General features: G+C 61.7%; 17 protein-coding genes and 1 riboswitch. Of the genes, 12 read left to right on the top strand and 5 right to left on the bottom strand.

The genetic code is table 11. From position 1 onward, the window contains the following. The coding region (locus tag ACT8X9_RS08710) for an aldo/keto reductase (protein WP_444268735.1) at window positions 1-570 on the bottom strand (570 nt) is incomplete at its 3' end. 495 nt (window positions 571-1065) lie between these two features. Between ACT8X9_RS08710 and dusB the strand changes: the two genes are divergently transcribed. Further along, a complete protein-coding gene (gene dusB / locus ACT8X9_RS08705; protein WP_249234326.1) occupies window positions 1066-2085 on the top strand; it encodes a tRNA dihydrouridine synthase DusB in 1020 nt (339 codons plus the stop codon). 3 nt (window positions 2086-2088) lie between these two features. Here the strand turns inward: dusB and yfbR are convergent, their stop codons facing one another. Then, complete coding sequence (yfbR, locus tag ACT8X9_RS08700) at window positions 2089-2682, bottom strand: 5'-deoxynucleotidase (protein ID WP_227620393.1); 594 nt, start codon at window positions 2680-2682, stop codon at window positions 2089-2091. Between the two features lie 167 nt (window positions 2683-2849). Here yfbR and ACT8X9_RS08695 point away from each other — a divergent pair, with 167 nt between their 5' ends. The 3 genes from ACT8X9_RS08695 (at window position 2850) to ACT8X9_RS08685 (ending at window position 6518) form a co-directional block, all read left to right on the top strand. Beyond that, window positions 2850-5255, top strand: coding sequence for a YfhO family protein (locus ACT8X9_RS08695; RefSeq protein ID WP_444268734.1), 2406 nt, complete (start codon window positions 2850-2852; stop codon window positions 5253-5255). Between the two features lie 140 nt (window positions 5256-5395). After that, window positions 5396-5590, top strand: coding sequence for a DUF3873 family protein (locus tag ACT8X9_RS08690; protein ID WP_227620395.1), 195 nt, complete (start codon window positions 5396-5398; stop codon window positions 5588-5590). A 292-nt stretch (window positions 5591-5882) separates the two neighbouring features. Beyond that, window positions 5883-6518: a ZIP family metal transporter gene (locus ACT8X9_RS08685; protein WP_249234656.1), complete on the top strand. Its 636-nt coding sequence runs from the start codon at window positions 5883-5885 to the stop codon at window positions 6516-6518. 37 nt (window positions 6519-6555) lie between these two features. Here the strand turns inward: ACT8X9_RS08685 and ACT8X9_RS08680 are convergent, their stop codons facing one another. Beyond that, window positions 6556-7641 carry a mechanosensitive ion channel family protein gene (locus tag ACT8X9_RS08680; RefSeq protein WP_444268733.1) on the bottom strand — a complete coding sequence of 362 codons (1086 nt, stop codon included), beginning with the start codon at window positions 7639-7641 and terminating at the stop codon, window positions 6556-6558. Window positions 7642-7783: 142 nt separating this feature from the next. Continuing rightward, a riboswitch (FMN riboswitch) is annotated at window positions 7784-7904 on the top strand. A 142-nt stretch (window positions 7905-8046) separates the two neighbouring features. On the opposite strand from ACT8X9_RS08680, the gene ACT8X9_RS08675 reads away from it, so the two are divergent. Further along, entirely contained in the window at window positions 8047-8646 is a 600-nt protein-coding gene (locus tag ACT8X9_RS08675) for an ECF transporter S component (RefSeq protein ID WP_227620398.1), read from the top strand. 101 nt (window positions 8647-8747) lie between these two features. Here the strand turns inward: ACT8X9_RS08675 and ACT8X9_RS08670 are convergent, their stop codons facing one another. Then, complete coding sequence (locus ACT8X9_RS08670; protein ID WP_444268732.1) at window positions 8748-10166, bottom strand: MATE family efflux transporter; 1419 nt, start codon at window positions 10164-10166, stop codon at window positions 8748-8750. A gap of 301 nt (window positions 10167-10467) precedes the next feature. Between ACT8X9_RS08670 and ACT8X9_RS08665 the strand changes: the two genes are divergently transcribed. The 5 genes from ACT8X9_RS08665 to ACT8X9_RS08645 all read left to right on the top strand — a co-directional run bounded on the left by ACT8X9_RS08665 (window position 10468) and on the right by ACT8X9_RS08645 (window position 15010). Further along, window positions 10468-11415 (top strand): phospho-N-acetylmuramoyl-pentapeptide-transferase, encoded by a 948-nt coding sequence (locus ACT8X9_RS08665; protein WP_444268731.1) that lies wholly within the window; start codon window positions 10468-10470, stop codon window positions 11413-11415. A 270-nt stretch (window positions 11416-11685) separates the two neighbouring features. Then, complete coding sequence (locus tag ACT8X9_RS08660) at window positions 11686-12411, top strand: amino acid ABC transporter ATP-binding protein (protein ID WP_227620401.1); 726 nt, start codon at window positions 11686-11688, stop codon at window positions 12409-12411. 132 nt (window positions 12412-12543) lie between these two features. Further along, window positions 12544-13446: a transporter substrate-binding domain-containing protein gene (locus tag ACT8X9_RS08655; protein WP_227620402.1), complete on the top strand. Its 903-nt coding sequence runs from the start codon at window positions 12544-12546 to the stop codon at window positions 13444-13446. 48 nt (window positions 13447-13494) lie between these two features. Then, on the top strand, window positions 13495-14235 hold the full coding sequence (locus tag ACT8X9_RS08650) for an amino acid ABC transporter permease (protein WP_444268730.1): 741 nt from the start codon (window positions 13495-13497) through the stop codon (window positions 14233-14235). A 1-nt stretch (window position 14236) separates the two neighbouring features. Then, window positions 14237-15010: an amino acid ABC transporter permease gene (locus tag ACT8X9_RS08645; protein ID WP_444268729.1), complete on the top strand. Its 774-nt coding sequence runs from the start codon at window positions 14237-14239 to the stop codon at window positions 15008-15010. A gap of 131 nt (window positions 15011-15141) precedes the next feature. On the opposite strand, the gene ACT8X9_RS08640 is transcribed toward ACT8X9_RS08645, so the two are convergent. Then, entirely contained in the window at window positions 15142-16710 is a 1569-nt protein-coding gene (locus tag ACT8X9_RS08640; protein WP_444268728.1) for an ABC transporter substrate-binding protein, read from the bottom strand. Window positions 16711-17045: 335 nt separating this feature from the next. Between ACT8X9_RS08640 and murD the strand changes: the two genes are divergently transcribed. Next, window positions 17046-18446: a UDP-N-acetylmuramoyl-L-alanine--D-glutamate ligase gene (gene murD, locus ACT8X9_RS08635; protein ID WP_249234333.1), complete on the top strand. Its 1401-nt coding sequence runs from the start codon at window positions 17046-17048 to the stop codon at window positions 18444-18446. Further along, window positions 18443-19201, top strand: coding sequence for a GNAT family N-acetyltransferase (locus ACT8X9_RS08630; protein WP_444268727.1), 759 nt, complete (start codon window positions 18443-18445; stop codon window positions 19199-19201). Before murD ends, ACT8X9_RS08630 begins: the two co-directional genes overlap by 4 nt. Window positions 19202-19437 lie beyond the last annotated feature (236 nt).

Here is a 19437-nt window from a genome sequence, read left to right as displayed (position 1 = left end):
TTCAGCCCGGTCGTCGGTGTCAAGATAGTTGTATTGCAGCTGGCAGAAGTCCCATGGCTGGTCCCGCAGGATGTGATCGAAGCCTGCTGCGTTGTCGTGGCAGGAGCAGCCGAAGCTGCGGATGCGCCCGGCGGCTTTCTGCTCCCAGAGCCAATCCACGATGCCCATCTCCTTGGCCGCGTCATAGCGGGCCTTGTGCAGGGAGTGCAGCAGGTAGAAGTCGATGTAGTCCACGCCCAGCCGCTGGAATTGCTGCTCGAAGATGGCCTTGGCCTCGTCGAGGGTCTTACAGTTCCAGACAGGCAGCTTGGTGGCGAGGTAGAAGCTCTCCCGGGGCCACTTTGCGATGATGCGGCCCACGAAAGGCTCACTTGCGCCGCCGTGGTAGGGAAAGGCGGTGTCAAAATAGTTGACGCCCGCCTCCCGGGCTGTGTTCAGCAGCTTTTCGGCCCGCACCTCGTCGATGCTGCCGTCCGGCAGGGTGGGAAAGCGCATACATCCATATCCCAGCAGGGAGGTGGAGATGCTTCGTCCGGTGCCGTCTTTTTGGTTCCAGATCCGATACTCCATAAGCCTTTGTCCGGCGGGGCCTGCCCGCCGCTCCTTTGGTTCTCAGTATAGCAGGAGAAGGCGGGATAGACAAGACGAACACCCCGGCCTGGAGCGGACGGGGTGTTGTATTCGGGCAGAAAATATGATATTCTATAGATGCTGCATAGGCAGCACTGGTACTGTCTGCAATGTAGGTGGTCACGTCCCTCCGGCCCTGCGCCGGGGAGGTGAGCTTTCTGCTGTCCCCTGACGCATAGGCGAAAGGGGGATGCTCCATGACATTTGAACAGGTCGTATTATTGCTCTCGCTTCTTGGCGGGGCGATCTACATCACGTTTCAAATCAGCTGGACTATTTTTAACGGCAAAAAGAAATGACCGCCCAAGCTCCCACAGCCAGCGGTCATTTCTTTTGACTTAATGCTGGAAGGACGCTGACCATTCGCAGACAGTGCCTTTCTTATTTATAGTATAGAGCTTTTGCAAGCGCTTGTCAAGCAAAACGAGGGATAAGATGGAACCTTTGAAGATCGGAAATATCACCCTGCCCCACCGGGCAGTATTCGGCCCGATGGCGGGCTTCACGGACGCGCCCTGCCGTCGGCTGATGGCCCAGCACGGCGCAGGCTTTACGGTCAGCGAGATGGTGTCCAGCCGGGCGCTGGTCTACCACGACCACAAGACGGTCAGCCTGCTCAAGGCTGAACCCAACGGTGCACCCTATGGCGTGCAGATCTTTGGCGAGGTGCCGGAGATCATGGGCGAGGCCGCAGCGGCCATCGAAGCATACTCCTTCGACTTTCTGGACATCAATATGGGCTGTCCGGCCCCCAAGATCGTCTCGGGCGGCGCGGGCAGCAAGCTGATGCTGGACCCTGACCTCTGCGGCCGCATCGTCGAGCAGGTCAAGGCCCACACCTCCCGTCCGGTGACGGTCAAGATGCGGAAAGGCTGGGACGCCGACCATATCACGGCAGTGGAGTGCGCGAAAGCCTGCGAACAGGCAGGAGCACAGCTCATCGCAGTCCATGCCCGCACCCGGGAGCAGATGTACACCCCGGGCATCGACCCGGACATCATCGCCAAGGTCAAGGCGGCAGTGAAGGTGCCCGTGCTGGGCAACGGCGACATCCACACGGCAGAGGATGCCGTGGAGATGATGTCCCGCACCGGCTGCGACGGTGTCATGATCGCCCGGGGAGCGCTGGGCGACCCGTGGCTCTTTGAGCGGGTGAATGCCGCCATCGAGGGTCTGCCCGCCCCCAAGGAGCCGAATCTGCAGGCCCGGATGAATGCTCTCCGCCGTCAGGTGGAGGAGATGGTGGAGCAGAAGGGCGAGTATACGGCCATGCCGCAGGCCCGCGCCCAGACCATGCACTATATGAAGGGCCTCAAGGGCGCTGCCGCCCTCCGCCGCTGCTGCTGCACCCTGTCCCGTCTGGAAGATCTGGACGAGCTGATCGCGGCAGTATTCGAAGAGCAGCGCAAAGCCGGGCAGGATCCGGACGATGTGCGGGAAGTCCCCTTCCCGTAATGCCTATTCGCTGCGGGTCAGCTCGTCGAGGTTCTGGGTGAAGCAGGGCAGACAGTGGGCCATGAACCAGTCGGCCTCGGGGCAATGCATCCCTTCCAGCGCCTCCTGCTGCTGACGGAGCGCGGCGTCGAACTCATGGTTGCCGCTGCGCTGTTCCTCCATGCACTTGACGAGGGCCGAGAGCCGGTCGGCGGCTTTCAGCAGACGCTTTTCCTCGGCGGTCAGCAGGCTGCCGGAGATGAAAGGACTGACCTCCTCGGCCAGCTCCGGCGGCAGCAGGCGGGTCATGGAAGCCACGCTCTCGGCTTCCAGCGCCTTGTAGGCGTCCCGCAGGCCGGGGCTGCTGTACTTCACCGGCGTGGGCATATCGCCGGTGATGATCTCAGGTGCGTCGTGGTAGAGCGCCGCCACCGCCACCGTCTTGGGGCGGCAGGGAGTGCCGGTGTACCGCCGCGCGATGAGGCAGAGGATGTGCGCCATCAGGGCGGTGTCACAGGTGTGCTCGCTGAGGGATTCCGGGCGGGTGGAGTGCATCAGACTCCACCGGGTGATGTATTTCATCCGCGCCAAAAGGGCGCTGAAGGGATATAGCTTCATGGCGGCCTCCTTGAAGTGTCTTTGAGAGGGTTATACCTGCCCGGCGGGCGAATGTCAAGCAAAATGTGAAAATTCTTTTTTTCCACACAGCCGCGTGCTATACTGAATGCGAAAACGATGCAGGCTCCGGGCCTGCGCCGCCCCTCCGGGCGGGGAAAGAGGATACGATGGACGATCTGAATCATCAGGCCGGGAGCGCCCGGCTTCTCAATATGCCGGGGCGGCGGGATCAGATGCTCCGCACGATGCTGCTCTGTGCGCTGACGGCGGCGGTGTTCTTCCTGCCGTTCTATCTCATAGATGGCGGCTTTTTCCACTACGCCGGCGATTTCAACAGCCAGCAGATCAGCTTTTACCGTTACATGAACGGCTTCATCAAGGGGGGAGGCTACCCCGACGGCATGGCCGGTGCGGCCCGGAACACCTTCTCGTGGGCCACCGACCTCGGCAGCGGTGCGATGAACGCCTACTCCTTCTATCTGTACGGCTCGCCCTTCTTCTGGCTGTCGCTCATCTTCCCCCAGAACTGGCTGCCCTACCTCATGGTGCCCCTGCTCATCCTCAAGTTCGCGGTGGCGGGCGGCGGCTCATACCGCTACCTCTGCCGCTACGTCCGCCGCACCGACTATGCGATGCTGGGCGCCTGCCTGTATGCATTCTCGGGCTTCAGCGTCTACAATGTCTTTTTTAACCACTTTGTGGATGTGGTGGCCCTCTTCCCGTGGATGCTCTGGGCGCTGGATGAGACGCTCTACGAGCAGGAAAAGCACTATGGGCTTTTCGCGTTCTGGGTGGGGGTCAACCTGCTCAACAACTATTTCTTCTTCATCGGGCAGGTCATCTTCCTTGTCATCTACTTTATCTGTAAGCTGACCACCAGAGATTTCCCGATGAATCTCCGGCTCTTTGCCCGGCTGGCGTTTGAGAGCCTGCTGGGTGCAGCGCTGGGCTTCGTCCTGCTCTGGCCTGCCGTGCTGAGTCTGCTGCAGAACCCGCGAACCATCGATCTCTCGTCGGGATGGGGCTTCCTGACCTACTCGAAGGTGCAGCAGTATCTGGCCATTCTGCTGAGCTGGATCCTGCCGCCCGACTCGCCCTATATCACCTCTATCTGGTCGGAGGGCATCATCAAATGGACGAGTATGTCCGCCTACCTGCCCCTGTGCAGTCTGGCAGGCGCGATGGCCTACTGGCGGGCACGGCAGGGTGACAGCAAAAAGCGCATCGTTGCCGTCTGTGCCGTCTTTGCGCTGGTGCCGGTGCTCAACAGCGCCTTCTATGCCCTCAATTCCAGCTACTACGCCCGCTGGTACTATATGCCGGTGCTCATCCTCTGCGCCATGACGGCCTGCGGGCTGGAAAGTCCCGACATCACCGCCGACGAGCTGGACGCTCCGGCGCGGGGCATCGGCTGGCTGATGCTGGCGACGCTGGCGTTTGCCGTGGTGCCGGTGCAGGACAGCAGCACCAAAGAGTGGTCGCTGGGCGTTCTGCAGAATCCCGGCCAGTATTTCGTCGTTCTGGGCTTTGGTCTGGGGGGACTGGTGCTCTACCACTTCATCTGCCGCCGCTGGCGGGGCAGCCGGGCCTTTGCCCGCCGGATGACGGCGGTGGTGCTGGCCTTTGCCTGCCTGTTCAGCATGGTGCACATCGGCATCGGCAAGTTCGGCCAGTGGCACACGGACAGCGACCTTGTGGAGCAGTACACCTCGGCCCTCCAGCTTAAAGACGACCTGCCGGAGGGCGACTGGCGTGTGGACACTTATGAGACCCACGACAATCTCGGCCTCTGGCTCGACAAGAGCTGCCTGCAATACTTCGGCAGTACGGCCGCGCCCAGCATCCTCAGCTTCTACCCGGCGCTGGGCGTCAAGCGGGATGTCCGCAGTGAGCCGGAGATCTCGAACTATGCCCTGCGGGGCCTGCTGAGCGTGAAGTACCTCATCACTACCCCCGAAAAGCAGGAAGATTTTCTCGCCGCTGCCGATGAAGGGTGGGACTACTACGACACCCGGGACGGCTTCATGCTCTACGAGAACGAAAACTACGTCCCCATGGGCTTCACCTACGACTACTACATCACCGAAGAGGAGTACGAAGCCGCAGTGAAGAACACCCGTTCGAACCTTCTGATGCGTGCGCTGGTGCTCAGCGAGGAGGATGCCGCAGTCTATGGTAAGTATCTCAAAAAGCTGCCCGAGGAGAAGCGGAACGACCTGTGGTATGACACCTATGTCTCCGACTGTGCCGACCGTCGGGCCTCGGCGTGCAGGGTGTTCCAGATGACCAACTCCGGCTTCCATGCGGAGATCGACCTCGGAAAGGAGGACCTCGTCTTCTTCTCCGTCCCCTACGACGACGGCTTCACGGCCTACGTCAACGGTCAGGAGGCCGACATCCTCCGGGTGGATGAGGGGCTGATGGCGGTTCTGGCCCCGGCGGGGGAGAACACCATCGATTTCGTCTATCAGGCCGACGGATTCTCGCTGGCCAGCAAGGTCTCGCTGGCCGGACTGGCGGTGTTTGTGGTATACACGGGGTATTTTGTCTGGAAGAAAAAGAAACGCTGTTGAATCGCCCGCTGTCAATACACATTCTCCCTTAAAAAGCAAGGCGCTTTTTGTGGAAAGAGCGAATAGCCTCCCCGGCCAAAACGTGATAAAATGAACACGTTGTGCTGCCCAGAGCGGCCGGAAAGGAAGAGCGAAAAATCATGGAGCAAAGCTGTTTGATGCCGGGACAGGAACGATGGGAGTCGTTCCGGGATGCAAATGGAGTGTCGAAGATCCGCTATTCTTACTGCTCGCTGAAGGGACGGCTGTTCCACTGCGTCAGCCGCAGCCGGGAAGAGGCCGAGCGGCTGTGCGAGGACTGGCTCGTGGGTCAGGACCGCTGCTACCGCAGCTGAAGAATGCTTTGGAAGGACTGCCGTGCACGGAGACGCTGCACGAGCTGTCGGAATAAGGAACGCTGTGCAGAAAAAAGCGGAGACTTCCCGGACAGGGAGGCCTCCGCTTTCTGCATTCACACTCTCTCTTTCTGCCGCATACATCGGTGGGAAGGGGGAATGCAATGTGAACGTCTATCTGTTTTCGGCGGTCGTCCTGCTGCTGCCTGCGCTCTGCACCGCGCTGGGTGCGGCGGGGGTCTTTCTGGTGCGGCGGGCCGACGAGCCGCGCACCCGGCGGATGCTCTGCGGCATGGCGGCGGGCATCATGCTGGCCGCCAGTGTGTGGAGCCTGCTCCTGCCCGCCATCGAGCGGGCAGAGGCCGGGCCGCTGCCGGTCTGGCTGGCCCCGGCAGCGGGGCTTGTGCTGGGCGCTGTGGGCTTGCTGCGACTGGAAGAAGCCGCCGGGCGGCTGATGCACGGCGGCGGGAGGGAGCATGGCCGGATGGGCCGGGTCGTGCTGGCTGTGACCCTCCACAACCTGCCGGAGGGGATGGTGGTGGGCCTTGCGGCGGCGCTGGCGCTGCGGGGCGAGCCGGAGGCCGTCAGCGGGGCACTGGCCCTTGCGCTGGGCATCGGCCTGCAGAACATCCCGGAGGGCGCGGCGGTGAGCCTGCCGCTGGCACAGGCCGGGCAGGGGAGGCGGAAAGCCTTCTGCGCCGGGGCTGCGTCGGGTCTCGTGGAGCCGCTGGGGGCGCTGCTGGCGCTGGCCCTTGCGGGCTGGGTGAGCGCCGCCCTGCCGTGGCTGATGAGCGCCGCCGCCGGGTGCATGGTCTGCGTGACGGCGCAGGAGATGATCCCCGAGGCCGTGGGGCAGGACGAACCGGCGGGCGTCATCAGCGTGGTGCTGGGCTTTGCCCTCATGATGGCGCTGGACATCGCGCTGTAACAAAAAATCCGATGCATCTGCATCGGATTTTTTAGGTTCAGCTCTCTTTTTCGAGATAGACCGTCGTGGAGGGAAAGGCAAATTCCACACCGTCGGCCTTCATCACGTCCATGATGTTCAGGTTCAGGTCGTTCTGCATCCGCAGGAAGACGCCGTAGTCGGCGGTGCGAAGATAGGCGGAGACCATCAGGTTGATGCTGGAATCGCCGAAGCCGGTCATCCGGACAAAGGCGGTGTCCTCGTAGGTGTCGGGGCTGGCTTTCAGCATGGCGGTCAGGTCAGCCATCAGCTTTTCCAGCTGGGGGCGGGTGGTGTCGTAGGTGACGCCCAGCGTAAAGCGGTAGAGCCGCTTGTTGCGGAGGGTGGCGTTGTTGATGGTGGCGCTGCTGACGGTGCTGTTGGTGAGGATGTAGACCGAGTTGTCCAAGGCCCGTACCTTGGTGGAACGGAAGTTGATGTCCACCACTTCTCCCTCCACCTCGCCGACGGAGATCCAGTCGCCGATGGAGAAGGGCTTGTCCAGCAGGATGACCACGCCGCTGAAGAAGTTCTTGGCCATGTCCTGTGCGGCCAGCGAGATGGTCAGGCCGACAAGACCCGCACTGGCCACGATGCTGCCCACAGGCAGGCCGCTCTCCTGCGCGATGGTCGCGCCGCAGAGCAGGACGACAACGATCTTGTAGGCCTTATCCAGCAGGGTGAGGAGGGTGCGGTTGGTGCGGACTTCCTCGCTGGACGAGGCCAGCAGGAGGGCCGCGATGCCGGAGGCGTGGTAGAAGCCGGTGCCGATGAGGAAGACCAGCAGCATCCGGTAGACCTTCAGCAGGAGGGCCGGGAAGCCGGGAATGGCCCATGGCAGGCTGCGCAGGGCCAGATAGATGCCGGTATACCACGCGATGCGGGCGGCGGGGCTGGCGAAGCTCTCCAGCAGGGGATGGGTAAAGGCGAAGTGCCAGCTGCGCTGCAACAGGCGGGGGAAGAGCTTTTTCCGGAGCCAGCGGCAGCAGACCCAGCCGACGAACAGCAGAGCCAGCGCACAGACGCACCGGGCTGCAAAGGCGAACCAGCCTTCCAGCAGCAGCCCGGCGAACGAAAAGCCTAAATCATGGATGGTAAAGATCATAAAAACAAATTCCTTCCGGACGAATGATGATGGAATCAGTATAGCATACTCCGGCCTCCGGCGCAAATCCGGGGCGGGTTGTTAAAAAGTTGAACAAAGGGGCTTGACAAGAAAGGGAGAGCGCGTTATACTCTGCCCAGAAAGTTCGTTTCAGGGCGGGGTGTGATTCCCCACTGGCGGTACAGCCCGCGACCACTCCCAAAGAGTGCTGACCCGGTGAGACTCCGGGGCCAACGGTATAGTCCGGATGCAAGAAACGGCAGACAAATCGGTTTGTTTGTGCGCGCCCTGTTATAGTGTTAGGCTATGGCAGGGCGTGTTTTCATTTGTCTTCCCGGTTCCGGCGCGTGCGAAAAGGGCTTTCCAGTCTTTATTGAGTGGGGCAGCTGCCCCGGGAGGAAAATTATGAGAAAAGATACGACCCACAACCTGACCGTCGCCGCTATGCTCAGCGCCGTGGCCTTCATCCTGATGTTCATCGAGTTCCCCATCCCGATGCTCATCCCGTCCTTCGTCAAGATGGACTTCTCCGACCTGCCCGCCCTGCTGGGTGCCTTCGCCCTCGGCCCGGTGTACGGCGTGGTCATCAGCTTCATGAAGAACCTGCTCCACATCGTCATCAAGGGCACCTCCACCGCCTGCGTGGGCGAGCTGTGCAACTTTATGCTGGGCGCTGTCTTCTCCGCTGTGGCGGGCTTCATCTACAAGCGTCACAAGAGCCGCAAGACCGCCATCCTCGGTGCGCTGGCGGGTGCCGCCGCAATGGCCGTCTTCAGTGTACCCTCCAACTACTTCATCACCTACCCGGCCTATGTGGAGTTCTACCATATGCCGCTGGAAGCCATCCTCGGGATGTATCAGGCCATCCTGCCCTCGGCGGACAGCCTCATTAAGTGCCTCGTCATCTTCAACCTGCCCTTCACGCTGGTCAAGGGCCTGCTGGATGCCGTGCTCTGCATGGTCATCTATAAGCCGCTGTCGCCCATCCTGCATGGCCGCAAGTAATTAAGTAAGAAAGAAAAACCTCTCAGTCAAAGCCTTCGGCTTTGCCGCTTCTCCTACCGAGGAGAGGCGGCATCGCAAAGCGATGACGGAGAGGTTGTTTTTTATTGCAAAGCGCCCTTGTCGAGCCACTTTCCCCTTGCAAGCCGGAGGAGGAAGAGCACGCCCCGGATGCAAAGCTCGAGACACATGGCGGCCCAGACGCCCACGAGGCCCAGCCGAGGGGCCAGCAGGAAGGCGAGGGTGAGCCGGATGCCCCACATACTGAGGAGATTCAGCAAAAAGCAGGCGGTGCTGTCGCCTGCGCCCTGCATCGCGCCGCTGGCGACGATGCTGGCACCGAACATCGGCTCGGCAAAGGCCTCGATGCGCAGCACTCGCGCACCCAGCGCGATGACGGCGGCGTCCGCCGTGAAGATGCCCATGAGGGCCGGGGCGAAGAGCCAGAGACCTACGCCCGACAGGGCCATGATGGCTATGCCCATCGCCGTGCAGAGCCATGCGAACCGCTTGGCCATGTCCCGGCGGTGGGCACCGACAGCTTGCCCGATGAGGGCGATGGAGGCGTCCTGAATGCCGTAGCCCGCCATGTAGCAGAGGCCCTCGGCGCTGACGCCGAGGCTGTTGGCGGCGATGGCTACCGTGCCGAGGCCCGAGACGATCCGGACAAGGAGCACCTGCGCCGAGGAGAGGGCTGCGCGCTCTGCGGCCAGCGGTGCGCCCACCCGCCAGAGGTTGCGCAGACAGGCGGAGGTGATGCGCCAGCTGCCGGGCTTACGGATGCAGAGCGGGCCGTCCCGCAGCAGCAGGACGCCCAGTGCCAGCAGACCGCCCACGACGGTGGAGAGGGCCGTGCCCAGCGCTGCGCCCGGCACGGCGAGGCCTGCGCCCCAGACGGTGACGCTCTGACCGAACAGCACCAGCTGCCGGGTGGGGTTGATGAGAAAGAAGTTGAAGACCACATCCAGCGCGCAGACCAGCACGCTGATGAGGCCGGGGGTCAGGGCGTCGCCGGTGGCCCGGAGCATGGCGTTATACATCCCCATCGCCATGGTGAAGGGGAGAGCCGCTGACCAGATGGCGAAGTAGGCGCTGGCGTTGGCCTGAAGGGAGACGTCTGCCCCCAGCCACCCAGGCAGAAAGCGGCTGATGCCGACGCCGAAGACCGCAGCGCCGAGGCCCAGCATCAGGTTGAAAAGCATGGCCTGCCGCAGCACGCCCCGGGCGTCCTGCTGGCGGTCGGCCCCGAGGTACTGGGCGATCTGGATGGAAAATGCTGTGTACAGCCCCACGAGGATGCCATGGAGCAGCCATGTGCTCGAGCTGACGATGCCGATGGCGGCGGTGGCCTCTGCGCCGATGTGGCCCACCATCGCGGCGTCGATGTACTCCATCGCTGTGACCACCAGCTGCTGCAGAATGGAGGGAATGCTCAGGGTCAGGGCGATGCGGGCAGTATCGGACAGCGGAATGTCTTCGCCCTGCCGCATCCGGGCGGAGATCTGCTCCAAAGAAAGTGTCATGTCGTCTCCTGTTTCGTTATGGTTGAATTTGCTCTCCTATTATAAGTAAGAGGCTGAAATTTGTCAAACCAGCAGCTTCCGTGATGAAATTGATTCCGCATTATAACATCCCCCGGCCGGGGGATGCAGTCACCGCAGGTGACGAATGGGGGCGTCTGTACCGGAAGTACAGTTTTAAAGGGCGAAGGTCCTGGCATCGGCAAAAGAGGGTTACAGCTTTTATGACCGGGTGATTGATTTTTTGGCCCCGGCGTGATACACTCTCGGAGTAAGAAGAATATCATTGAAAGAGGTTTAAAATATGCTGCAGCTTATTTCAGCCACCGGCCAGCAGACCGTGGACGCGCTGGCGTTCCTGCTGGCGTTTGCCCTGACCGCCCTGATGGACTCGGTCTTCCACGACAAGCTCCCCCACGACCATGGCCGTGCCTTCGCGGTCAACGGCGAGCTTTCCAAGGGCAAGGCCCGGGGCTCGGGACTCATCTTTGTGCTCTGCATCGCGCTGGTGACGCTGGCGGTGGTGCCCTTTAAGGTAGAATACCTTATTTATACTGTCCTGCTCATCGCCTCCATGCTCTCAGGCTACTTCGATGACGCCTCCGAGACGGCGTGGAACGAGTACAAAAAGGGACTCATCGACTTTGTCATCGCAGTGGTGGCGGGCGTCACCTACCTGAACTTCAACAGCACGGCGGTGCACTTCCTGAGCATGACCTTCGCCATCCCGTACCCGCTCTACCTGCTGCTCATCGTCATCCTCATCTGGGCCAGCATCAACGTGGTCAACTGCACCGACGGCGTGGATGGCCTGTCCGCCAGCCTTGCGGTGGTGAGCATCGGCACCTTCCCGCTGGCCTACGGCGAGGAGCTGGGCGACTACTCTACCGCAGCCATCGTCTTCATCGGTGCGCTGCTGGCCTACCTGTGGTCCAACGCCAAGCCCTCGAGCCTCCTGATGGGCGACGCCGGCAGCCGTGCGATGGGCTTCTTCCTCGCGATCCTCGCCCTCAAGAGCGGCCATCCCTTCGCCTTCCTGCTGGCGGCGCTGGTGTTCATCGTGGACGGCAGCCTCGGCATCCTGAAGATCAGCTTCAAGCGCTTCCTGCACATCAGCATCCTCCGGAACACCCTCACCCCGCTGCACGACCATGTGCGCAAGCGTCTGGGCTGGAGCGACGAGCAGGTGGTGGCCCGCTGGCTCATCCTGCAGGCCGTTGCGTCGGCGCTGCTCCTGCTGATGGTCCGCTGATTTACGGATTTTAAGTATGATGTTTGTGCAGCTTTCCAAAATGCAGATAAGACCGTTCAGATTTTTGTTGCACTTTATGGATTGAAAGTTGAACGGAAAAAGACTATACTTTAGCTAACGAAAGCAAAGGCGCTTAAGTGAACGTGTTCACTTTGCGCCTTTTTTGTTTTTTCGTTTTTGTGTGCGGTCCGGGAAAGCCGCACCGGATGCGCTGTCCGTGGCGCTAGAGCACGGACGACAGAACTAGGATAGGGAAAGGCGGGGATCACAGTGATCAAACTCGAACACGTTGACAAGTATTTCGGCGACCTGCACGTCCTGAAGGATGTGAATCTTGAGGTGGCCGAGGGCGAAAAGCTGGTCATTATCGGACCGTCCGGCAGCGGCAAATCCACGACCGTCCGCTGCATGAACTTTCTGGAAGAGCCGACCAGCGGCCACGTCTACATCGACGGTCAGGAGCTGACCAACAAGAACAAGACCAAGATCGTCCGCGACAATATGAGCATGGTCTTCCAGCAGTTCAACCTCTACCCCCACATGACGGTGCTCAAGAACCTGACGCTGGCTCCCATGAAGCTCCACCACAAGACCAAGGAGGAAGCAGAGGAGCTGGCATATCATTATCTTGAGGTCGTCGGTCTCCGGGATAAGGCGGATGTCTACCCCACCCAGCTGTCGGGCGGCCAGCAGCAGCGCATCGCCATCGCCCGTGCCCTCTGCGCACAGACCAAGATCATCCTGTTCGACGAGCCGACCTCGGCCCTCGACCCGGAGACGATCCAGGAAGTGCTGGACGTCATGGTGCGGCTGGCACACGAGAAGAACATCACGATGGTGGTCGTCACCCACGAGATGGGCTTCGCACGGAATGTCGCCGACCGGATCGTCTTTATGGCGGACGGCCAGATCGTGGAGGAGGGCACGCCGGAGCACTTCTTCACCAACCCCAAGAACGAGCGCGTCCGGCAGTTCCTGAGCAAGATCGTCCGCTGAGGACGAACATCACAAAGGTTGACACGGCAGGGACTCACAAGTTGTGGTGAGACGCCGTTGTTGATAACAGGCCGTTTCGGAGCGGACAGGGAAAGCCGCTCGGGCCGAAAAAACAAAGAGGAGTGGTTTATTATGAAAAAGATCTCGCGTCGTGATTTCCTGAAAGTCACTGGTTTTGTGGGCGCTGCAGCTGCCCTGACCGCCTGCGGCGGCTCCGCAAGCTCCACCGCAGCCTCTACGGCATCTTCTGCCGCCGGCAGCACGGCCGCCTCTGCCGCAGCGCTGGGCGCTGACACGCAGGCCATCGTGGACCGCGGCGTCCTGAAGGTCGGCGTCAAGAATGCCGTGCAGGGCTTCAGCTTTCAGGATACCCTCACCGGTGAGTATACCGGTCTCGAGGACAGCCTTGCAGAGATGATCGCAGAGCACCTCGGTGTGGACGTGGAGTTCACCACCGTTACCGCCGCCACCCGCGGCGAGCTGCTGGACTCCGGCGACATCGACGCTGTTCTGGCCACCTTTACCATTACCGAAGAGCGCAAGAAGACTTGGGACTTCTCCACCCCCTACTACACCGACTACGTCTCCGTTCTGGTGGAGGATTCCACCGGCATCAAGGGTCTGGCTGACCTGAAGGACAAGGTCGTGGGCGTCTCCTCCGGCTCCACCTCCGCCCGTGCACTGGTCAAGGCCATGATCGACGAGGGCGTGCTGGACGGTGCAAACTTCGACGCCGACACCTTCAACGCCGACACTTGGAAGGACGGCATCTCCTTCCGTCAGTACGACGACTATCCCGCCATCAGCACCGCACTGAGCGCAGGCGAGGTGCAGGGCTTCTGCGTCGATAAGTCCATCCTCGCCATCTACAAGACCGAAGGCCGCAGCTACATTGACGCCGAGTTCAGCCCGCAGGAGTACGGCGTCGCTACCAAGAAGGGCAGCGACTTCTCCACGGTGTGCGACGACCTCATCAAGGGCTGGCTGGCCGATGGCACCATCGATCAGCTCATCAAAGACAACGGTCTGGGCTAAACCCGGATCTTCCAGAACAAAGAGAGTGTAGGGAAAGGAGCGCTTGCCATGTCTGGCTTGTTTTCATTGGATTCCTGGTCCACCGTCTGGACACATCGGGAGAGCTTTCTGCTGGGTCTGGGCAACACGCTGCAGACGGCTGTCTGCGCACTGGCGCTGGCCTTTATCATCGGTGCTGCGCTGGGTCTGATGTCCACCAGCGGCAATAAGCCGCTGCGCATCGTCGCCCGCATCTATGTCGAGTTCATCCAGAACACCCCGCTGCTGCTGCAGCTTTGCTTCCTGTATTATGCGCTGGCCTTTGCAGGCGTGAGCCTCGGCGTCATCCGCACCGGCATCATCGCGCTGGGCGTCTACACCGGCGCTTACATGGGCGAGGTCGTCCGCGCCGCCATCGAGTCGGTCCCCAAGGGCCAGTTCGAGGCCGCACAGGCACAGGGCTTCAACTATCTACAGCGGATGGGCTACATTATCCTGCCCCAGAGCATCCCCGTGATGCTCCCTCCGATGGTCAATCAGGTGGTCAACCTCTTCAAGAATACCTCCTGCCTCTACATCGTGGGCGGCGCTGACCTCATCAGTGTGACCTACAGCTTCGTCACCGGTGCTTCCACCGGCGGCGCATACGCCCCCGCTTATATCGTCTGCGGTCTCATCTTCTTTGTGGTCTGCTTCCCGCTGTCCACGCTGGCAGCCCGCTGGGAAGCCTCCCTCAAGGAGCGCAAGGGCAGCGTGAACGCAAACCTCAAGACCGCCAACAAGAAAGTGGAGCTGAAGGAGGCTGCCTGATATGAAAACGCTTGCTGCAAGCCTTTCCATCCTCACGAAGCAGGGCGTCATGCTCTACCTGCTGCGGGGTGTGGCCTTCACCTGCATCATCTCGGTGCTGGGTGTCATCATGGGCCTCATCGTCGGCTCTCTGCTGGCACTGGCCCGCACCTACTGCAAGAAAGGCCCGTCCCGCATCCTCGGCTGGTTCGCCACGGCTTATATCGAGCTGTTCCGCAACACGCCCTACCTGCTCTGGATCTTCATCTGCGTCGTGTTCTGCCCCTGCCCGGACTTCTTCGCCCGGAAGATGTTCGGCCTGACCAGTGTGGAGATGAAGCTGCTGTTCAAGGCTGCTCTGGCCCTCATCCTCTTCAACTCCTCCGTCATCGCCGAGATCGTCCGCGGCGGCCTGAATGGCGTGTCCAAGGGCCAGTTCGAGGCCGGTTATGCACAGGGCTTCAACACCGTTGAGGTGCTGCTGTACATCGTCCTGCCGCAGGCCTACCGCAACATCGTGCCCACCCTGCTCAGTCAGGTCATCACCACCATCAAGGACTCTTCTTATCTGGCCAATGTGGCCACCATCGAGCTGATGGCCCGCATCCGTCAGCTGCTGAGCGCCGCAGGCACCTACAACGGCCTTGGCACGGTGAACGTCTCCGACGTCATGGTGCTGTTCGGTGCGGCCTGTGTCATCTACTTCATCATCAACTTCACGTTGAGCTGCGTGGTCCGTTCGATGCAGAACCGCCGCAAGAAGGCTCTGGTCTTTGCCCCGGCAAAGGCCGCATGAATCATCAAGCCCTAATCCAATTTCCCATTTCCCAATTATTTTCCCATCATTGTTCTGTCAATGCCAAAGACGCCCGGCGGTATCACCCGCCGGGCGTCTTTGGTGTTATCGGGATAGTATGCTGAGAGCGGTCAGCTCTTTGTCGCGTAGGTCACATCCAGCACCGGGCCGAAGGGGTCGAAGACCAGCCCCTTGATGCCGTTGGCGAGGAGCAGGCGCTTCTGCTGGGTGAAGAGGGGAGCGGCCACGGCCTGCTCAAGCAGCTGGCGCTCACAGGCGGCCAGCAGAGAGCAGCGGGTGCTGCCGGTGGCTGTGGCGCTGGCCGAGAGCTGGGTGGTGTAGAGGGCGTCGCTGTAGCCGGTCAGCCCGCCGCCGGCGGGGGAGAACTGGGCCAGTGCGGCGTAGACGCTGCCGCCCTCGGCCTGTACAGGGGCCAGCGCGATGGTGTAATCGCCGCTTTCGAGCCGCTTCTGGAACTCCTCCGGCTCCACCTCCTCTACCGAGAAGAAGAGGGAAAATTCCTTCTGCCATGCGCTGTTGATCTGCTCGGCGGCGTCGCTGAGGCCGCTGCCGGAGGGCAGAAGCAGGGAGATGCGGCCAAAGTCTGCGGGGGAGACGCCGCCGTCCCGGGCGGCGATGTAGAGGCTGCGGGGGTCGCCGAGGGCCGGGCGGACATCGCCTGCCGCCTGCCGGTAGTCGATGCCGTCCACGGTCAGGCCGTCGGGGATGAGGCCCTTGGCCTCCGCGAACAGCCCGCCGTCTGGTACTTCCACCGCCGAGACCGCCGCGCTGGCCAGCGCCTGCCGCAGCTCGGTGGAAGCGAAGATGGAATTGCAGTTGAAGAGCAGCGACCATGTGGTGTCGGAGTAGGTCACGCTCTGGAGTGAGGTGGGGGTACCGCTGTCGTCGAGGGCAGCGGTGCACTTCTCGTTGCGGATAAGCTCCTCGGCGGACTGGCCGGAGTTGTTGGTGTTTTCCACAAGGCGCAGGCTGTCGATCTGCTCCCCGGAGGCGGCCCGGCGAAGGAAGAGGCCGCCGGACGTCCAGTTGTAGAGGTAGAAGCTGCCGCTGGAGAGGGTGGAGGCGCTGGTCAGGCCGTAGGTGCCCCGGGTGCTGTTGAAAAACTCCTCGTCACAGGGCATCGCGCCGGGCAGCGTCAGCTTGGAAAGGAAGGTCTCGTCGGGAGTGGAGAGGCGGAACACCAGCTTCAGAGGCTCGGGGGCAGAGACACCCAGCGCACTTGCGGGCATCTGCCCGGCCAGCACGGCGGCGCTGTTCTCGAGGGCAGAAAACTCCACGGCATAGGGAGAATTTGTTCCGGGAAGGAACATCCGCCGGAACGCAAAGGCGAAGTCCTCGGCGGTGATGGCGTAGTCGGTGGCGCTGCCCTTTGCGGCGGTATAGGTCAGACCGTCTTTCAAATAAAATGTATAGGTGCGCCGGTCGGCGGACACCTCCCACCGTTCGCACAGCTCGGGGGCCAGCTGGCCGTCCGGCGTGCGGCGGACGAGGCCGCTGTAGAGGTTCTCGCAGGCGATGACGTCGGCGGCGCTGGATGCCACCTGTGGGTCGAGGTTCGCGGGGATAGAATCCACGAACCATGTAAAGCTGTTGGAGCCGGAGCCGCAGGCGGTGAGGCTCAGGACAAAAAACGCAGCCAGCAGGGCTGCGATAAGGCGAAACTGTCTCAAGAAATGCATCCTTCCGGGCCGGTGGCCCTGTTTGTCATAAAAAGCAGGTTCAAAGATCGGCCTGCACCCGGCCGGGCGCAGGGAGACTCTGCGGTCGAGGGGGCGCAATGCTGCTGATGCTGCGCCAAAAATCAGAGTTATACTAAGTGTAGCAGAAACGAAACGAAAAGACAATCGACATTTTGTTGATTTGGGCGGACATTTTGTTCCAAGGTTTGGGGTTTTCCGTTGCCAAGCGGGCACAAATGGTCTATAATGGAGGACGGCAATGAATTTTCTCCTGCGGCGGCGTGCGGCAGGGGACGATCGTAATATATTTATATTTATAGAGGAGGGCCTTTTTTATGCAGAAGGAACAGCAGGAGCTTGCAAACCTCATCAAGGGCAAGAAAGTTGCCTTTATCGGCGCGGGCGTCAGCCATAAGACGCTCATCCGGGAGTTCGTGGAGCTGGGGGCGCAGGTCACGCTCTGTGACCAGAAAAAGAGCGTGGAGGAGTTCGGCGACTACGCCGCCACCATCAAGGAGCTGGGCATCCGCCTGAGCCTCGGTGAGAACTATCTCGACGGCTTCAAGGGGCAGGACATCATCATGCGCACCCCGGGCTTCGTGGGCTATTTTGAGAAGCCGCTACAGGACGCGATGGCTGCGGGTACGATGGTCACGAGCGAGGTGGAGCTGTTCTTCCAGTTCTGCCCCTGCGAGATCGTGGCCGTGACCGGCTCGGACGGCAAGACCACCACCACCACCCTCATCTCCAAGTTCTATGAGGCCGCAGGCCGCAGGGTGCATCTGGGCGGCAACATCGGCGCGGCCCTGCTGCCCATGCTGCCTGAGGTCAGCCCCGACGATGTGGCGGTGGTGGAGCTGTCCAGCTTCCAGCTCATCAGTATGCACCAAAGCCCCGACATCGCGGTGGTCACCAACGTGACCCCCAACCACCTCGACCACCACAAGGATATGCAGGAGTACATCGACGCAAAGCGGAACATCCTGCTCTACCAGAAGCAGCCCTGCCGCGCGGTGCTGGGCTATGAGAACGAGATCAGCCGCTCGATGCAGAAGGACTGCAAGGGCACACAGGTCTGGTTCACCCGCCTGCACGAGACGGACAACGGCGCATTCCTGCGGGACGACGGGATGCTCTGCATGGCCGAGAACGGCGTCGTGACCCCCTTCCTCGCCCAGAAGGACGTGAAGCTGCGGGGTCTGCACAACATCGAGAACCTGCTGGCCGCTGCCGCAGCCGTCTGGGGCGAGGTGCCTGTGGAGGCCATCCAGCTGGTGGGCAGCAGCTTCACCGGCGTGGAGCACCGCATCGAGCCGGTGCGGGTGCTGGACGGCGTCACCTATTACAATGACTCCATCGGCACAAGCCCCACCCGCACCATCGCCGGCCTGCGCAGCTTCGACCAGAAGGTCATCCTCATCGCAGGCGGCTACGATAAGCATATCCCCTATGAGCCGCTGGCCCCGGAGATCACCGCCCATGTCAAGGATCTGGTGCTGATGGGAGCCACCGGCCCCCGCATCGAGAAGGCTGTGCGCGAGGACCCGAACTTCAACGAGGCTGAGCTGCCCATCCGGCACGCCGACAATATGCAGCACGCCGTGGAGCTGGCCCGCGCCTGCGCAAAGCCCGGCGACATCATCATCCTCTCACCGGCCAGCGCTTCCTTTGACCTCTACCCCAACTTTGAGGTGCGCGGCCGCGAGTTCAAGAAGATCGTCAACGCCCTCAAGTGATCGCACAGGTCAAAACGCCCCGCCAGCGGCAGCGGTTTTTCAACGCCTGCCGGGAAAAGCTCTGTCTTGGGGCCACGATGCCGCTGGCGCTCTCACTCTTCGGCAAAAGCCGGCCGGGCCGGTTCTTCGCCGGGCCGACGCTGGCGCTGGATGTGGGCGGCAGCACGGCATGGCTGGCGGGCCACGCCAACCCCGACGAGCTGGCGGGATTCCTGAACTTCTGCGGCTGTGAGGCCGTGGTGCTGGACGAGGCCGAGTGTCCGCCGCCCACAGGCTGGAAGCGAGCCAAGACCCTCTCAGTCTTCGGCCTCCCGCCGGGGCGGCAGCTGCCTCTGCCCGAGGCAGACGCCGCCCTCTGGCAGAGCCTCGAAAAGAACACCGAGCCTGCGGCCGGAAAGACAGCGGAGATGCTCTTCCCCGACCGCCCCGGCAAACGGGATGACTTTTACTCTGAGCTGTGTTCCAAGCGCAGCCGGGGTCTTGCCCGGGTCTGGACGCTGGAACGGGAGGGGGAGATCGTCTGCACCGTGGGAGCCTATGCGCTGGCGGAAGGGCAGGCCTATATGGCCTGCGGCGAGACGGCCGAGACCCTGCGGGGGCGCGGCATCGGCGGGCGGCTCATCGTTGGGATGGCCAATGCCCTCTCGGCAGAGGGGTGGATGCCCGTCTTCCTGTGCAGCCCCGAGCGGGTGCATTTCTATACCCGACTCGGCTTTGAGAAGCTGGGGGAGTATGCGAGATACACGTCGCAGTGAGATTTTTGGCTCGAAAGTGTGCGGTGAAATTGCGCGCTAGTGGCGCTGGTTTAGAGCGATTTTGCAGTAAGGCTAAGTTCTCTTTTGCGTGCCAAAAGAGAACCAGAAAAGCACCCGCTACTTTCGAGGCGCGGGAGGCACGAATCAAGGGCTGCTCGCCCTTGATAATCCCGGAGGAGATGTCGAAACGGAAAAAAGCTAGCCGCTGCGCTAAGACGGGTTGCGGTGCCCAGCGT

It is taken from the genome of Faecalibacterium sp. (assembly GCF_052358865.1).
Lineage (GTDB): Bacteria > Bacillota > Clostridia > Oscillospirales > Ruminococcaceae > Faecalibacterium > Faecalibacterium butyricigenerans.
This window is presented reverse-complemented; position numbering and strand designations above follow the sequence as displayed.

Bases quoted from the DNA above. Each gene is read 5' to 3' on its own strand.
- ACT8X9_RS08690 (WP_227620395.1), top strand. From the start codon at position 5,396: ATGGAGCAAAGCTGTTTGATGCCGGGACAGGAACGATGGGAGTCGTTC.
- ACT8X9_RS08645 (WP_444268729.1), top strand. From the start codon at position 14,237: ATGAAAACGCTTGCTGCAAGCCTTTCCATCCTCACGAAGCAGGGCGTC.
- ACT8X9_RS08655 (WP_227620402.1), top strand. From the start codon at position 12,544: ATGAAAAAGATCTCGCGTCGTGATTTCCTGAAAGTCACTGGTTTTGTG.
- ACT8X9_RS08670 (WP_444268732.1), bottom strand. From the start codon at position 10,166: ATGACACTTTCTTTGGAGCAGATCTCCGCCCGGATGCGGCAGGGCGAA.
- ACT8X9_RS08680 (WP_444268733.1), bottom strand. From the start codon at position 7,641: ATGATCTTTACCATCCATGATTTAGGCTTTTCGTTCGCCGGGCTGCTG.
- ACT8X9_RS08685 (WP_249234656.1), top strand. From the start codon at position 5,883: ATGGCGGCGGGCATCATGCTGGCCGCCAGTGTGTGGAGCCTGCTCCTG.
- ACT8X9_RS08675 (WP_227620398.1), top strand. From the start codon at position 8,047: ATGAGAAAAGATACGACCCACAACCTGACCGTCGCCGCTATGCTCAGC.
- ACT8X9_RS08640 (WP_444268728.1), bottom strand. From the start codon at position 16,710: ATGCATTTCTTGAGACAGTTTCGCCTTATCGCAGCCCTGCTGGCTGCG.
- murD (WP_249234333.1), top strand. From the start codon at position 17,046: ATGCAGAAGGAACAGCAGGAGCTTGCAAACCTCATCAAGGGCAAGAAA.
- yfbR (WP_227620393.1), bottom strand. From the start codon at position 2,682: ATGAAGCTATATCCCTTCAGCGCCCTTTTGGCGCGGATGAAATACATC.
- ACT8X9_RS08665 (WP_444268731.1), top strand. From the start codon at position 10,468: ATGCTGCAGCTTATTTCAGCCACCGGCCAGCAGACCGTGGACGCGCTG.
- ACT8X9_RS08695 (WP_444268734.1), top strand. From the start codon at position 2,850: ATGGACGATCTGAATCATCAGGCCGGGAGCGCCCGGCTTCTCAATATG.
- ACT8X9_RS08650 (WP_444268730.1), top strand. From the start codon at position 13,495: ATGTCTGGCTTGTTTTCATTGGATTCCTGGTCCACCGTCTGGACACAT.
- dusB (WP_249234326.1), top strand. From the start codon at position 1,066: ATGGAACCTTTGAAGATCGGAAATATCACCCTGCCCCACCGGGCAGTA.